This window comes from Aquibacillus albus, from assembly GCF_016908325.1.
GTDB classification, from domain to species: domain Bacteria; phylum Bacillota; class Bacilli; order Bacillales; family Amphibacillaceae; genus Aquibacillus_A; species Aquibacillus_A albus.
The window spans coordinates 68,639-84,333 of the sequence record NZ_JAFBDR010000006.1; the positions used below are offsets into that span (position 1 = coordinate 68,639).

General features: G+C 35.7%; 15 protein-coding genes. 2 read left to right on the plus strand and 13 right to left on the minus strand.

The genetic code is table 11. The annotated features are described in order from the left end of the window. Positions 1-172: 172 nt before the first annotated feature. Together JOC48_RS07040 and JOC48_RS07045 are read right to left on the minus strand one after the other, a co-directional pair. Positions 173-610 carry a DUF86 domain-containing protein gene (locus tag JOC48_RS07040; RefSeq protein WP_204498374.1) on the minus strand — a complete coding sequence of 146 codons (438 nt, stop codon included), beginning with the start codon at positions 608-610 and terminating at the stop codon, positions 173-175. A gap of 119 nt (positions 611-729) precedes the next feature. Then, complete coding sequence (locus JOC48_RS07045; protein ID WP_239584246.1) at positions 730-987, minus strand: YutD family protein; 258 nt, start codon at positions 985-987, stop codon at positions 730-732. Positions 988-1,202: 215 nt separating this feature from the next. On the opposite strand from JOC48_RS07045, the gene JOC48_RS07050 reads away from it, so the two are divergent. Beyond that, positions 1,203-1,835 carry a YhcN/YlaJ family sporulation lipoprotein gene (locus JOC48_RS07050; protein ID WP_239584239.1) on the plus strand — a complete coding sequence of 211 codons (633 nt, stop codon included), beginning with the start codon at positions 1,203-1,205 and terminating at the stop codon, positions 1,833-1,835. 122 nt (positions 1,836-1,957) lie between these two features. Beyond that, positions 1,958-2,917, plus strand: a complete 960-nt coding sequence (locus JOC48_RS07055) for a M23 family metallopeptidase (protein WP_204498376.1) — start codon at positions 1,958-1,960, stop codon at positions 2,915-2,917. Positions 2,918-3,064: 147 nt separating this feature from the next. Here the strand turns inward: JOC48_RS07055 and JOC48_RS07060 are convergent, their stop codons facing one another. From JOC48_RS07060 to sufC, 11 genes are all read right to left on the minus strand, one after another. Continuing rightward, positions 3,065-3,169 (minus strand): MetS family NSS transporter small subunit, encoded by a 105-nt coding sequence (locus JOC48_RS07060; protein ID WP_204498377.1) that lies wholly within the window; start codon positions 3,167-3,169, stop codon positions 3,065-3,067. Beyond that, the gene (locus JOC48_RS07065) at positions 3,169-4,710 is read right to left on the minus strand and encodes a sodium-dependent transporter (RefSeq protein WP_204498378.1); all 1,542 of its coding nucleotides are present in this window, start codon (positions 4,708-4,710) and stop codon (positions 3,169-3,171) included. Before JOC48_RS07065 ends, JOC48_RS07060 begins: the two co-directional genes overlap by 1 nt. A gap of 899 nt (positions 4,711-5,609) precedes the next feature. Then, on the minus strand, positions 5,610-6,401 hold the full coding sequence (yunB, locus tag JOC48_RS07070; protein WP_204498379.1) for a sporulation protein YunB: 792 nt from the start codon (positions 6,399-6,401) through the stop codon (positions 5,610-5,612). Between the two features lie 101 nt (positions 6,402-6,502). Beyond that, positions 6,503-7,606: an HD-GYP domain-containing protein gene (locus JOC48_RS07075; protein WP_204498380.1), complete on the minus strand. Its 1,104-nt coding sequence runs from the start codon at positions 7,604-7,606 to the stop codon at positions 6,503-6,505. Between the two features lie 257 nt (positions 7,607-7,863). After that, positions 7,864-8,169, minus strand: coding sequence for a YunC family protein (locus JOC48_RS07080; RefSeq protein WP_204498381.1), 306 nt, complete (start codon positions 8,167-8,169; stop codon positions 7,864-7,866). A 61-nt stretch (positions 8,170-8,230) separates the two neighbouring features. Next, positions 8,231-9,625 (minus strand): bifunctional metallophosphatase/5'-nucleotidase, encoded by a 1,395-nt coding sequence (locus JOC48_RS07085; protein WP_204498382.1) that lies wholly within the window; start codon positions 9,623-9,625, stop codon positions 8,231-8,233. 424 nt (positions 9,626-10,049) lie between these two features. After that, positions 10,050-11,447 carry a Fe-S cluster assembly protein SufB gene (sufB, locus tag JOC48_RS07090; RefSeq protein ID WP_204498383.1) on the minus strand — a complete coding sequence of 466 codons (1,398 nt, stop codon included), beginning with the start codon at positions 11,445-11,447 and terminating at the stop codon, positions 10,050-10,052. 71 nt (positions 11,448-11,518) lie between these two features. Next, positions 11,519-11,959 carry a Fe-S cluster assembly sulfur transfer protein SufU gene (sufU, locus tag JOC48_RS07095; RefSeq protein WP_204498384.1) on the minus strand — a complete coding sequence of 147 codons (441 nt, stop codon included), beginning with the start codon at positions 11,957-11,959 and terminating at the stop codon, positions 11,519-11,521. Then, a complete protein-coding gene (locus JOC48_RS07100; protein WP_204498385.1) occupies positions 11,949-13,169 on the minus strand; it encodes a cysteine desulfurase in 1,221 nt (406 codons plus the stop codon). The genes sufU and JOC48_RS07100 overlap by 11 nt, the downstream gene beginning before the upstream one ends. After that, positions 13,169-14,476, minus strand: coding sequence for a Fe-S cluster assembly protein SufD (gene sufD / locus JOC48_RS07105; protein WP_204498386.1), 1,308 nt, complete (start codon positions 14,474-14,476; stop codon positions 13,169-13,171). Before sufD ends, JOC48_RS07100 begins: the two co-directional genes overlap by 1 nt. A 17-nt stretch (positions 14,477-14,493) precedes the next feature. After that, positions 14,494-15,276, minus strand: a complete 783-nt coding sequence (gene sufC, locus JOC48_RS07110; RefSeq protein WP_204498387.1) for a Fe-S cluster assembly ATPase SufC — start codon at positions 15,274-15,276, stop codon at positions 14,494-14,496. Positions 15,277-15,695 lie beyond the last annotated feature (419 nt).

A 15,695-nucleotide genomic window follows, 5' to 3' on the forward strand; every position in this document is an offset into this window, starting at 1 on the left:
ATATAATACAAAGAGGAGAAGAGCAAAAATTTAAATAAAAAACGCATGGAATTCATATCCATGCGTTTTTTATTCTTAATTTAACCTGTTATTTTAGTTTGTGGTTTCCAATGATTTTTCCATTTCCATCAATTATCGGAACTACTACGGCATTTTGCCTTCATTTTTACTATCAATCATTAGAAAACGCTGTAGCTACTCCCGTCTCGTTATCCAAGTAATTTCTAATTCGTTGACTAAACAATTCTAATACCTGTTTATGCTTAGTCACTACTTCATATAATTTGTTATGATCCATTTGTAAATAATCCTTAACTAACAAATGTCGAAGGTTAATTACTTCCTTATAAGCGTCGCCCTCTTCCATTCTTAGCACTTTCTCATCCACTAAAATATCAATAATGTCAGTAAAACTTCCTGGGTCACGCATAATAAATCCATCTATCATCATATTACCAACATCAAGCATCGATTCAATGGTCATATGTACCATTCGCTCATAGGCTAACTTATCCAGGAAAGATTGGAAAGAATTATTTTCCGTTTCACGAAGTAACCCTTCCATATAAAGCAATGTTGATTCTATTTTATCACGTTCAACAAAATACATGATGTCCATCCCCTCCTACGAAAATTTCTTTTATTATCCAAAAAAGGTACCTATAAAAGAATTTTTTTTTAAAAAAAACTTAACATTAGACGAAAGCTACCCGTATCAAAGGGTAGCTTTTACTGATCCATTCGCTTCATAACAAAATACGCACATCCAAAATTACAATACTCATATAAGTAATCATCGAGTGTGCTTATTTTTGTATCAAATGTTGCTTTAGGGTTTTGGTCGTCATAAAAACCTTTTAACCGAAGTTGTTCATAACCCCAGTCCCCTACGATATAATCGTACTTATTTAATATTTCACTATAACGTTCTTTTAACACTTCTTCTTGAAAGCCGTCCTTTTTATTTTCAAGTACTTCATATTTCATCCCTTGTATTTCAATCACTGCTATTTACACTCCTTATCGGCTCATGACAAAAATAAAACACCATTTTAGCTCTTTATAGTTTACCATAAATGCTCATTTGTTAACTACATTCAAATTTTTATAGCAAACAATGGATAAGATTAAAAAGCATGGTTTTAATAAAAATACAAACAATAGTTATTGGGGAGATTTATTTAAAAGGAGGTAAATAAAAATTGTTCGAAAAAAATTTTATGTTTGCTGTATTGTTTATTGTGATATTAGTATCCGGCTGTGCGACAAATGACCAAGCTGGAGATGCGTTAGATCGAACAATTGATGGTGAAAACGAATTTGATCAATTTCAAGAACCTGAGCGTGATGATGAACTATCCTCAAAACTTGGATATGTTCATTATAATAAAGATGAATTGGAAATGGATAATGAAAATAATCACTATGTTGCAATGGATAGAAACAAAATGGCTGATATGATTACTAGGTTAATTATACGTACAGACAACTTTGAGGAAGTGGCTACTTTAGTTACAGACGAAGAAGTTTTAATTGCGTATGAAAAACCAGAAAACATGGATAGAGAAGAAGCAGCAACGGTCGCCAAAAAAACAGCGTTATCTACATTACCTCGTTTTTATCATGTTTACGTGTCTGATCAGCCGACTACCTTTAGAGACATTCAAAGCTTACAAAATTCAAATACAGCAAATAACAATTATGAAAACACCTTACAAAGTATAATTGATGACATGAAAGAAACACCTCAAGGTGAAGAAATAGATGATTCAAATGAAACCTATGACAATGAAGATAACCAAAATAATTATGAAACAAAAAACCGTATGGATTAACAGCTTCAATCAGGCATCCTTTTCCACAATACATGGAGAGGGTGCTTTTTCCATTCATCTTTCTGTAGATGTAGTACAAACTAATGTATAGCTTAAATCTTAACAGGAGGATTTTATGAAAAATGAGTATCCGAATGATTTTTTTTCTCTCACTAATTTTATTTTTACCACTACAAATTAGTGCCGAAGAAAAAAGCGAAAACGAAACTAAAAATAAAATGGCTTTATATAAAAAAACAGAAGCAATTACTCAAATACCATGGTACTACTTAGCTGCGATTGATCAATACGAGAGAAACACGCAAAAAGAAACAGCTTCTTCAGACTTAATCTCCATTACGATACCTGAGGATGTATGGTACGGAATGGGGAATGTAGGTAAAAATTCAAATGCATCCATTCTACCTATTTTTAATGGCTTTGGTCAGGATGGGAATGGGGATAACATTGCAGATCCAACAAACGATGAAGATATATTATACAGTATGGCACATTGGATTGAAAAAGTAGGCACTTCAAGACATGATATAAAAATAGCATTATGGCGTTATTACCAAAGAGAGCTTACTGTACAAACAATCATGAACATAGCAAAGGTATACAAGAAATTCAATACAATAGAACTAACGAAAAGTGATTTTCCAATACCAATTCAATACAATTATAGTTATAGGAATACATGGGGGGATGCTCGTGGGTTCGGAGGAAGAAGAATACATGAGGGTACAGATATTTTTGCTAATTATGGGGTACCTGTTAAAGCTACGACCTATGGAGTTGTTGAATTAAAAGGATGGAATCGATATGGGGGATGGCGAATTGGGATTCGGGATATTTACGGCCGTTACCACTATTTTGCTCATTTAAATGGATATAAGGATGGAATTAACGTGGGGAATGTTGTTGAACCAGGTGATGTCATTGGTTCAGTTGGTGCAACTGGATATGGACCTCCAGGAACGTCTGGAAAATTCCCTCCGCATCTTCATTATGGCATGTACAAAGACAATGGTTATTCTGAGTGGTCATTTGATCCTTACCCTTACCTTCGTAAGTGGGAGAGAGCAGCAAGAAACAGATAAAGAAATCTTGGCTTGAGATGTAAGCGAAAAATAACCGAAAATATAGACTAATCGTAAAGCACCATTAGCAAATTTAACAAAATATGCTTAACAAATATAAAACGCATGGATTTCATCCATGCGTTTTGTGTACTATAGTATTCATTATTAATTAGACTTTGAGGACTTTACTGCATGTGTAATACTTGCAATAAGACCTCCCCATATTACAACTGCACCAATAATCCCCATTACGATAGCGCCAGCAGACATTATTGCGCCACCTCCTCATCTTGGGATTTATTTTTTGCGCCAGAATTTTTCGGCCATTTTTTCAACGTAAATAATGCTCCAACAAACATGGCACCAATTGCAACTACCCAACCATAATTAAATAAGAAATCGACTGGGTACTTACCATAAAATACTAATTCACCTGTTTCAGGATCGATACTACCTGTAAGCTCTGATTTCAGGTTTTGTAGCATCATGTAACCAAGTACTATTGGTGTAATGAAACCTAAGCAAACTCTCCACCATGTACCGAGTTTAATATCAGAGACTTCATTGGCATGATTTTGGAAATCTTTTAATGATTTTGCAAACCATGCAATGGCAACCACTTCAAATAAACCGGCTAAAGCTACACCATAACTATTAATAAAGTGATCGACTGTATCTAATAAGTTAAGTCCACCTTGGTTAGCAAAGAATAAAGATATGATAGCAGCCAATCCGCCACCTAATGTAACTGCTTTTCCACGTGAGACATTAAACTTTTCTTGTACACCAGCAATGTAAGTTTCTGAAATTGAAATCATTGATGATAGACCAGCTAATACTAGTGATGCAAAAAATAGAAATCCAAACAATCCAGATGCAGGCATTTGACTAATAATTTCAGGAAATACCATGAACGCAAGACCTACACCACCTGCAACAACTTCAGATACAGCTTGGTCTGTTTGGGCTGCCATAAAACCAAGTGCAGCAAATACCCCAATACCAGCTAACAATTCAAAAGAAGAGTTAGCAAAGCCAGTAATGAAGGCATTATTTGTAATATCAGACTTTTTAGGTAGATAAGATGAATAAGTAATCATTATTGCAAACGCAATCGAAAGACTAAAGAAAATTTGTCCATATGCTGCTACCCATACTTTTCCGTCCGTAATTTTGGTCCAATCAGGTGCAAAAAAAGCATCCAAACCATCAATTGCACCAGGCAACGTGACTGCACGAACAACGATAATTAAGAAGATAACAACAAGTGTTGGAATAAAGATTTTGTTTGCAACTTCAATTCCCTTTTTAATTCCTCGTCCTAAGAAGAATAATACGACTACCCACACAGCTAATAGTGGGAATAAGACCTTGGGAACCATTGCCCCAAATGTACCCGGATCAGCTAATTGCAAATAATCAGCTACAAAGAAAGTAGTTGTATCGCCACCCCACTGTGTACCGAAAGAAAAATAAGCATACATAATTGCCCAAGCAATAATAATCGGATAATAAGTAGAAATGACGAAAGATATGGCTACTTGCCACCAACCAACCCATTCCATTCCTTTACTGATTCTTGAATAAGATCTTGGTGCTGAACCACGGAATTTGTGACCGATTGTGTATTCCATAATTAGTAGTGGAATACCTGCTGTAAGAAGCGCGAATAAGTAGGGTAAAAAGAATGCGCCCCCACCGCTTTCATATGCTGTTGCTGGAAATCGCCAAATATTACCTAAACCGATTGCAGAACCCATTGCTGCAAGTAGAAAGCCAAGACGCGTTCCCCACTGTGAACGATTTTCCATATAAAAGCTCCTTTCCTTATTTTTTGAAACATCCTTTCGTACAAACTATGCACATAATGGAGAAGGAATGTTTCAAATTTTTATTTTTTTCTGACTTCAAGTATTATAACTAGACTATTATCCTATGTCAAAAGAAATATAATATAGGCGAGATAAATTTCACAGTATTTGGCCAAAAGCTATAATACACAACATAAGATTAATGCGCAATACAGTGAAATTAAAATGAGTGCTGGGATATCGCTTCGGCAGAATACTTCGCTTTCCACGGGCACGGCCTCAGCCTCCTCAGAAGCAAAGAACGCTTCTTGCGGGGTCTTCGGACACGTGCTGTTCCCGCAGGAGTCTGCGTATTCTGCCTACGCTAAAAGCGATTCTTCGATTAATCATATGTGTAAGTACTGGAATTCACATTACGTGGATGTCTTCTCCTCAGGCAAGCACCGACTCCATTACATCTCACATAGGAAATTGGTTTATCTTTTCGATTACTCTACATGTGCTTCCACCGCTTGATCGTGGAAGTTTCATAAAATAACTAATTTTAATTAAAGAAATGGTATCAAAGCTTCGTTACAGCAATTGGATAGGTCTCACTTATTAAAAAACAAATCCAAGCTGTGGAAAAATGCGAGACTCCTGTGGGAAAAGCAACAGGTGAAGACCCCGCAGGAAGCGGTTTTCTTCCGAGGAGGCTGAGGCGTTGCCCACGGAAAGCGAGTGTTTTTCCACAGCGGCGGTTATGCACTCTTTTTTTCGTTAGATTTATGATAAATCACCTTTTGTTGCGCATTATGTGTCTATTATGTAATAAAAAATAACAAGGAATATGAAAGAGCCTATTAAAAAGACAGTAAACAGATTATATCTATTTACTGTCTTTGATTTAATTAACTTTGTTATTCATTTGTCTTAATAGGAATGGAGAAATCAGTACTGTTATTTTTATCACTGCCTCCACCATTGTAAAATTCAGGTACATCACCTTCAATATACCTTTGGTCTATCGTTATATTTGAAGTAATTGTTGTTGTATCAGTAGTAAACGGTATGACTACCCGAACATTCACTTCCATATGCACCTTAAGCTCAAACAGAACATTATTTATTCCAAGTTCTTCTCTTTCCATAATTGGCTCTGACTGAACATCTCCAATTACCTCAATATTTACTGGTATTTTCGGACCCAAATTTGCAAGGATAGGAATCCCTAAAGCCTGCCCCATTGGAATTTGAATAAGGGTAGGATCTTCTATGATATTCTCAATTGTAGGGGATTCATCTGGATCCATCTCTACGTCTAAGGCTGTTCCTGGTTCGGGAACCTCCCCTTTTTCTAATTGTCTGAGAAAATTTTGAACACGATTTGTAGTGTTTCTTACTACTCTATTTGTTATGGCACCATTCCAACCGACCGAAACAACATCCCCTTGTTCATCCGTTTGCATTTGAATGAGCTGGTCATAGTCTAAATCTTCTGCAATTTTTTTACTAACTGCTTCATTTATCGCTAACCTAGTAAATTGTCTAGTCCTTGTCTTTGCTATCTCCATTAAAGTAGGTTCAATTCCATCGTTAATAAGCCAAATACTCAATGATGTAAGAATAGAAAATATAATAAAAGTGATAACTACAACTAGCCGGAGTGGAGGTGGAGCAACTTGTCTACGAAAAGCTGGTCGCCTATTCAATTTAAATACCCCCTCAAAAAACAATATGCTTTTATAAAGGGGGTTAGAATTTTATTCACCTATTTTATTTCTGGATAAAGGGAAACTTCACTCAGTCGGCTCTATGACGATCGTTCACCGTGTGATAAATCACATGACGAAATCATTACATTTAATAACTTGGATAAATCAATATCGTAAGGTGTAACCTGTTCATCATTTTCTTTCAAAATTCGAATAACTGGTCTTTCAAACAAGTTTTTATTTTGACGAACAACAACTCCGGATCTGCCGTCACTCAACTGAACAGAAAGTCCATTTGGATAAACTGCAATCGTTTTTCGGAATGCTTCCACCATGCTTTTATCAAATAACTGACCGGCTCCAGAATAAAGAATCTCCAATCCTTCGTGTGGTAGCATTGCATCTCGATATACTCGATGACTTGTTACAGCATCAAATACATCGGCTATACCTAGTATTTTACCATATGGGTGGATATCCTTTTCTGTTAATCCCCTAGGATATCCTGATCCATCTAATCGTTCATGATGCTGATAAGCACAGTGAGCGACTAATAATGGCAAATTACCGGACCTTTTTCTTAAAAAGTTAAATCCTTCTTCTGTATGTGTCTTTATTATTTCAAATTCATGACTGTTAAGCTTTCCCTTCTTTTGCAGGATGTCTTCTGGCATAAAAACCTTCCCTACATCATGTAGCATAGACCCAAGTCCTATTTGCTCCAATTTTTTAGCAGGCATTCCTAACTCTGTTGCTAGTGCCAATGAATAAATGGTTACGTTAATGGAATGTGTAAAAATATAGTTATCACTAATTAAAATGTTTGAAAGAATAGTTAGGACATCATCTTTGCTTCTAATTTCATCAACAAAGTGTCGAACCATTCCAGAGAGTTTTTCACCCATTTTAGATAATAGATAGGCATTTTTTACATAACCATCATCCTGGATTTCTGCAAATGAATTTCTTACAGTCTGTATAGCTTCTATCCGAAGTTCATCTGGAACTGGAGGATTTATTATAACATCTTCTGTAACGGCGTCTTTGATATAAACATATGTAATCCCTAGTTGCTGTAGACGCTTGAGCATCCTCCTGGTAAGCTGAACATCTTTTTGTATTAATACTTGTCCAGTATCACTATGTATTGGTTTTGCAAGCTCTGTACCCTCGCTAATTTTTTTGGTAGCTACTAGTCTCATAATGTTCTCCTAACTGCTATGATATCAATCGACACCTTAGTATAAATATTACCAAAAAAATCTAAATCAATCTACAAAATACTACAATGTCTTATCAATTGTTTTGACATTATAACCATCCCCTCATCCATTTAAATTATGAAAAACTTGGCTAGCGCTAGAATTTTATACTTTCCTAACGTGTAAAAAGGGTATAACTGATTAATCTAGTTCATTAAACAGGAGCTAGAAAACCAATTATACCCTTCTTCACTATGTTATTCTGCAATTTTTAACAACGCTTCCCTCGCATTCATACCTTCAGACCACCCTCGATTTTTCGCTTCCGTTGTTACTTTATCTAAAGGGGCTTCCAGTAATTGCTCAATTGTTTTGACACCGGTAGCACGGGCTGCAACGATTTTTCGGTCCGCTAGTTTATCACTTAATAGATCGACGTCTAAGGCACCGCACATGATATACCCTACTTCGTTTGAAATAATCAACAAATTTGTTTTTGGTATTTCTACTCGAATAGCGGTAAAAGGATGATTCTCAATGATTAAAGGTTTAACTGAAATCATTTTGCAAGCACTCCTTTCTCTTCTATTCAATATATGGGAAAAGAAAGCAAATGTGCATGCTTTAATGAATTTTTGTTTTTAGTGTATGAACGAGTAGATCTCTTAAGAATTCCGGCATATAAAAACGTTTCACTTTAGACCGAGCAACTTCGGGCAACAACTTACCAAATGTAAACATATCAGCTGTAGCAACTAAGTAATCTTTATCAGGATTTAAAGGTAAACCATCTATTAATACTTTAACCACTTGAAAATCGCCATTGTCATGTTTTTTTACACTTACCTCTAAACCTGAGTATATCATCTGCCCAATAACCTCTCCTCTAAACCCAAATCCTTTTAAGTTTAATTCCATAAAAGCTTTTGTATAACTACCGCGTATCACTTCAGCTAATTCTTGTCCAGAAAGCTGAACAACGCAAGGGTTAATGGGATGAGGACAAATTCGGTGGACATCTGCATAGGTTACCTTTCCCGCCTGTAATTGATCTAAGATAAGACCTGCATTTAACATGGAACAATCAGAGTCTGTCCATTCCTGCAATGTTTTTACTAGTTTTTTCATTAATATTGTTTCTTTAAACCAGCCAACTTCTAATGGCTTTTCGAGGGTTATGATTGTCTCCTGTAATAACTCATTAGCCTGATTTTGATATGTTTGTAGTTTTCTTTCCGTATCTTGATCTCCATTAAAATGATTTATATTAGTAGTATAGGCTTCTTTTTTTGCTAAACAGTTGTTTTGGAAATCCCAAGTAAGGATAACCTCTCCCACATATTTCCCATGTTTTCCTGCAGCCGTTAATAAACTATTTTCTATGTATTCACCGGTTCTTAATAAATGGTGTGTATGACCACCAATAATCACATCTATTTGCGGATACTGTCTTGCTATTTCTTGATCCTCATTTATACCCAAGTGAGAGAGTAAAACAATGATATCCGCCTGCTTTTCAATCGATTTAATATGATAATCCAATACATCATAAGGTGAATGAATGTTCCAACCCAATAAATTATAAAAGGCATTGAACGGAGCAGTAAGTCCAATAAAAGCAATTTTCACCCCATTTTTCGATTCAAATTGGCAGCTAGACTGAAGCCAAAACGGATTAGCTCCTTTTGTACTTTGTAGATTTGCACAGATCAGTTTAAAATTTGCTTCATCATATAAATGATATAAATCTTGATAATCCAACGTGATACCTTCATTGTTTCCAATTGTAGCAATATCATATTCTGCCATATTGAGAAGGTCAACATTTGCTTTTCCCATAAATGCTTCTGCAATTGGGTGAAAACGATCAACATGATCCCCAATATCTATTAACCAATAGGATTGATTTTCTCTCCTTCGTTCCTGCTTTTTTTCTTTAAAATAACCAACTATCTTGCTCCAATTTTCAAAATGACTATGAAGGTCATTTGTATAGTATAAATAAATTTGTTCATTCAAAATAATACTCCCCTTTAGCTACAACTCTCCTTACCACAAATACCTTATTTATTTTATTCCAGACAATTAGTAGTATTCTCTTAAACATATTCTTCGTTATTGTGGCTCGTCATTTTCATACATTATTTCCATTCTTGCATTAATCTTACAAAATATGGGGTAAAACTTATTTGGGGGATACATCCATTTTAGAAATGTCTTTTGAGGAACTTTTTACACTTACCAAAATACATCTGAAACGTTATTAAAGCAAGAAATTTATATTTAATTTTCTAAAATTTTGAGAGGATTAGTAAAACTTAGCTTTTCTCCAAAGAATTCTGAAAGTGTAAAAAAAAAGATGTCCTTAAAAGGTGGTATTCCCACACTTTCTATGGAAATACACCCTTTCAGGACATCCCTGTTCATTTATTATGCTTCTTTCTTATCCAATCGAGCCTTCCATTTCGAACTTGATTAAACGGTTCATTTCTACTGCGTATTCCATCGGAAGTTCTTTCGTAAATGGCTCAATAAAGCCCATTACAATCATTTCTGTTGCTTCCTCTTCGGAAATACCACGACTCATTAAATAAAATAGCTGTTCTTCCGAAACTTTTGAAACCTTTGCCTCATGCTCTAATGAAATATTTTCATTAAATATTTCATTATACGGAATAGTATCAGAAGTAGACTGATTATCCATGATAAGCGTATCACACTCAATATTGGAGCGCGCACCATCCGCTTTTTTACCAAAGTGTACAATTCCACGATACGTTACTTTACCACCATGTTTCGAAATTGACTTAGAAACAATGGTAGATGAAGTGTTTGGTGCTAGGTGATGCATTTTAGCACCAGCATCTTGGTGCTGGCCTTTACCTGCAAGTGCAATCGATAATGTCATACCACGAGAGCCTTGCCCCTTCAGTATTACAGATGGATACTTCATGGTTAACTTCGAACCAATGTTGCCATCTATCCATTCCATTGTTGCATTTTCATCACAAATAGCACGCTTTGTTACGAGGTTATACACATTGTTTGCCCAGTTCTGAATCGTTGTATAACGGCAATAAGCATCCTTTTTAACAAAAATTTCTACGACCGCACTGTGTAAGGAATTTGTAGTATAAACCGGCGCCGTACACCCTTCTACATAATGAACAGATGCACCTTCATCAACAATAATTAACGTACGTTCGAATTGACCCATATTTTCAGAGTTAATACGGAAATATGCTTGTAAAGGAGTCTCTGTCTTCACTCCTTTTGGTACATAGATAAATGATCCACCTGACCACACAGCAGAGTTTAACGCTGAAAATTTATTATCTGCAGAAGGAATAACTTTACCGAAATACTCTTTAAATAATTCTTCATTTTCTTTCAATGCTGTATCTGTGTCTTTAAAGACGATACCAAGTTCTTCAAGATCTTCCTTTAGATTGTGATAAACTACTTCTGATTCATATTGTGCAGAAACACCTGCTAAATATTTTTGTTCTGCTTCAGGAATACCCAGTTTATCAAAGGTATTTTTGATTTCATCAGGTACTTCATCCCAAGAACGTTCAGAACGTTCCGATGGTTTTACATAATAAGTGATTTCATCAAAATCTAACTCAGAAAGATCTCCACCCCACTGTGGCATTGGCTTTTTATAAAACTGTTCTAAAGCTTTCAAACGATACTCAAGCATCCATTCTGGCTCTTCTTTCATTCGTGAAATTTCTTCAACAATGTTTTTCGTTAACCCTTTTTCTGTACGGAAAACAGAAATATCTTTGTCACGAAATCCATATTTATATTCTCCAACTTCAGGTGCTTTTTTAGCCATGTTAAAACCTCCTCATTCGGTTTATAAAACTAACCTTGAAATTACTTTGAAAGTAAAGACGAAGGTTACTTTTATTTGTTTTCTTCAAAGCCTTTTTCCATTGCTTTCCATGCCAAAGTAGCACATTTAATTCTTGCGGGAAATTTAGATACACCTTGTAAAGCTTCAATATCTCCTAGATCCATGTTTGACTCATCTGCTTCTTTTTCACCAAGCATCATACCGGAGAAATATTTTGACATCCCTAGGGCATCTTCAATTGTCTTTCCTTTAATTGCTTGTGTCATCATCGATGCAGACGAAAGACTAATGGAACATCCTTCCCCTTCAAATTTAGCATCTTTCACTTTTCCGTCTTCTACTTGTAAGTGTACTTGGATTCGGTCCCCGCAAGTCGGGTTATTCATATCAACGGTCAAAGACTCGTCATCTAATGAACCACGATTACGAGGGTTTTTGTAATGATCCATAATCACTTGTCTGTATAACGTATCGAGGTTATCAAAAGACATCACCAAAATACTCCTTTGCTTTAGTTAAACCTGCTACAAGTCGGTCAACATCCTCTTCTGTATTATAAAGATAAAAACTAGCTCTTGCAGTGGCAGTTACTTCCAACCACTTCATCAATGGTTGAGCACAATGGTGACCTGCTCGAACTGCTATTCCTTGAGCATCTAAAATAGTAGCCGTATCGTGAGGATGTACGCCATCCAAATTAAACGTTACAAGTCCGGCTCTTTTTTCAGGACCGTAAATATTTAAACCTTCAATCGTGTTTAGCTGTTCAATCGCGTAATCCGAAACTTCTGTTTCATGTTTGGCAATTTCATCTAATCCAATCTCTGTTAGAAAATCAATGGCTGCACCCAATCCGATGGCACCTGCAATGATTGGTGTCCCTCCTTCAAACTTCCAAGGTAGTTCCTTCCATGTTGAGTCATAAAGGTCAACAAAGTCAATCATTTCGCCACCAAATTCTACCGGTTCCATATTTTCAAGAAACTCTTTTTTTCCGTATAATACGCCAATTCCAGTAGGGCCACACATCTTATGACCTGAAAAAGCATAGAAATCGCAATCTAAATCTTGTACGTCAACCTTCATATGAGGAACTGCTTGTGCTCCATCTACTAACATGACAGCGCCATGCTGATGAGCAATTTGAGTCACCTCTTTGATCGGATTAATCGTTCCTAACACATTGGACACATGCATGATTGCAACCATTTTCGTTCGATCAGTAATAGTAGCTTTTACATCTTCTAAGTCTATTGTTCCATCTTGTTGCAATGGCAAATATTTCAATGTAGCGCCTGTTGCTTTTGCAGCTTGCTGCCATGGAATAATATTACTATGATGCTCTAACTGTGTAATGACTATTTCATCACCTTCACGCAAGTTTGCACGAGCATAACTGTACGCGACTGTGTTAATAGATGTTGTTGTTCCACGAGTAAAGATTATTTCTTGGGTACTTTTAGCGTTAATAAATTTCCGAACCTTTTCTCTTGCACCTTCATATTTATCGGTTGCACGAGTACCTAGCGTGTGTACGCCTCGGTGTACATTCGAATTATCTTGCTTATAATACTCATCCAACGCACGAATCACTGATAATGGTTTTTGGGAAGTTGCAGCTGAATCAAGATATACTAATGGACTTCCATTAACTTCTTGATTCAGAATCGGGAATTGTTCACGGATGGCTTTTGCATCCATTAATATACTTTCCCTTCAATTACTTGTGTTAATTGTTCTCTTACCGCAGTAATTGGAATTTCATTTACTACTGGTGCAAGGAAACCATGAATAATCAATCGTTCTGCTTCTTTTTGAGAAATACCTCTACTCATAAGATAATACAATTGAATTGGATCTACACGCCCTACCGAAGCTGCGTGACCTGCTGTAACATCATCCTCATCAATTAGTAAAATAGGGTTGGCATCCCCTCTTGCACCTTTACTAAGCATTAATACACGTGATTCTTGCTCAGCATTTGATTTAGCCGCGCCATGTTCAATTTTCCCTATACCATTAAAGATAGATGAAGCATTATCTTTCATTACACCGTGTTGTAAAATATAACCTTCTGATTGTTTCCCAAAGTGAACAATTTTAGCCGTAAAGTTTTGTGATTGATCACCACGTCCTACTGTTACCGTTTTGGCTTCAGAATGAGAGTTATCTCCAATTAAATGAGTGATATTTTCGGAAGCAGTATTCCCATCATTCATTTGCCCAAGCGCCCAATCAATAGAAGCATCACGATATGCTACACCTCTACGGTTCACATAAACAGTTGTTCCTTTTGCAAAATTATCTACTGCACCGAATGAAATAGAAGCATTATCCATTGCGATTACTTCTGTCACTATATTTGCAACAGCTTCTTCTTGCTCATTATGTGAAATATAATTTTCAACATACGTTAAAGAGCTGTTTTCTTCTGCAACAACAATCACATGATTAAAAGTTGCAACCTCAGGGTCTTCTTGCCAAAAAATAGCTTGTAGAGGTTCCTCAACCACTACATTTTTTGGTACATAAACAAACAACCCGCCATTCATTAAAGCTGTATGCAGTGCGGTCAATCTATTTTCATCAATCGCTACTGCATCTTTCATATAATACCGTTGCACTAATTCACTATGTTTCTCTAAAGCCGTAGATAAGTCTGTTAAAATTACACCTTTTTCCTGCAATGAATTATCTAATGATTGATATGCTAACGATTGATTTCGTTGAATGACTAAATTACTATTTTTATTTTCCTTATCTAAAAACACTTGAATATCTTCAGGTAAGTCGTTAAGAGAATCAAGCTTTTTTCCCTCAGATTGATGTTTGAATTTATCAAAATTCCACTTTGTAATGTTTGTTTTTTCTGGCTTAGGCATTGGTAGTGTATCAACTAACTCCAATGCTCGTAACCGTAATGATTTCATCCATTCTGGTTCATTACGATCAGCTGAATAATTGCTGATATATTCTTTTTCATACGGTAGCTTTGTATCCACAGTCATACAACCCCTCCTTACTATTACGCGTTTTCAACCGTTGCGTCTTCAATTCCTAATTCTTTTTTAATCCAATCGTACCCCTCTGCTTCTAGACGTTGAGCGAGCTCTGGTCCTCCAGATTTCACAACACGTCCCTTCATCATAACATGAACATAATCAGGAGTAATATAGTCTAATAAACGTTGGTAGTGGGTAATCATCAAGCAACCGAACGTTTCGTTACGTAAACTGTTAATTCCCTTAGCAACAACCTTTAGTGCGTCAATATCCAGCCCAGAATCAATTTCATCCAAAATACCAATTGCTGGTTTTAACATCATTAATTGCAGGATTTCATTACGCTTTTTCTCACCACCAGAGAAACCTTCATTTAAGTAACGTTGTGCCATATTTTTATCCATTTCTAATTCATCCATTGATTTATCCATTTCTTTAATAAACTTCATTAAAGAAATTTCATCGCCTTCTTCACGTTGTGCATTAATGGATGAACGAAGAAAATCAGAATTTGTTACACCACTAATTTCACTAGGGTATTGCATTGCTAAAAATAGCCCTGCTTTTGCACGCTCATCTACTTCCATTTCTAAAACATCTTCTCCATCAAGTAAGATGCTTCCTTTTGTAACTTCATATTTAGGGTGTCCCATAATTGCCGATGCAAGTGTAGATTTTCCTGTACCATTTGGCCCCATTACTGCATGGAACTCTCCACCTTTAATCGTCAAGTTAACCCCTTTTAAAATTTCTCCACCTTCAATGGATACATGTAAATCCTTAATTTCTAATGTAGATCCAGCCATACTAATACCTCCAACAAAATGATATTTATATTATTGTAGACATGGAATTCGCTCTCGGTGATTCCCTCTTAAAAAACCACATTAACCTTTGAAGAAAATGATATAAGGCTAACACCGAATCCATCGAGCTTTATTCGTAAGTGTTAAGACACAAAGTAAAAGCTTAATTTCATCCATTCTCAATTTATTCTCATTACAATCTTATATCATTTAGAATCTATAATCAACAATTTCACCATTGTCTTAACAGCTTTCTAAAACTTTTTGTTTATGAAAGTGCTTTCCTAATGACAACTGATTATAATTAGTTTCTTCTATATTATATTATTTATTTTAACATACACAAATTTTCATTAGAAAAACTCGACATTCATAACCACCAAGAACTTGGATATTATGTACAAAAAAAGGATATCCAA

Coding starts and splice junctions, on each gene's coding strand:
- sufC (WP_204498387.1), bottom strand. CDS start 15,276: ATGGCTGGATCTACATTAGAAATTAAGGATTTACATGTATCCATTGAA.
- sufB (WP_204498383.1), bottom strand. CDS start 11,447: ATGGCTAAAAAAGCACCTGAAGTTGGAGAATATAAATATGGATTTCGT.
- JOC48_RS07080 (WP_204498381.1), bottom strand. CDS start 8,169: ATGATTTCAGTTAAACCTTTAATCATTGAGAATCATCCTTTTACCGCT.
- JOC48_RS07075 (WP_204498380.1), bottom strand. CDS start 7,606: ATGAGACTAGTAGCTACCAAAAAAATTAGCGAGGGTACAGAGCTTGCA.
- JOC48_RS07055 (WP_204498376.1), top strand. CDS start 1,958: ATGAGTATCCGAATGATTTTTTTTCTCTCACTAATTTTATTTTTACCA.
- JOC48_RS07060 (WP_204498377.1), bottom strand. CDS start 3,169: ATGTCTGCTGGCGCTATCGTAATGGGGATTATTGGTGCAGTTGTAATA.
- sufD (WP_204498386.1), bottom strand. CDS start 14,476: ATGACTGTGGATACAAAGCTACCGTATGAAAAAGAATATATCAGCAAT.
- JOC48_RS07045 (WP_239584246.1), bottom strand. CDS start 987: ATGAAATATGAAGTACTTGAAAATAAAAAGGACGGCTTTCAAGAAGAA.
- JOC48_RS07040 (WP_204498374.1), bottom strand. CDS start 610: ATGTATTTTGTTGAACGTGATAAAATAGAATCAACATTGCTTTATATG.
- JOC48_RS07065 (WP_204498378.1), bottom strand. CDS start 4,710: ATGGAAAATCGTTCACAGTGGGGAACGCGTCTTGGCTTTCTACTTGCA.
- JOC48_RS07100 (WP_204498385.1), bottom strand. CDS start 13,169: ATGGATGCAAAAGCCATCCGTGAACAATTCCCGATTCTGAATCAAGAA.
- sufU (WP_204498384.1), bottom strand. CDS start 11,959: ATGTCTTTTGATAACCTCGATACGTTATACAGACAAGTGATTATGGAT.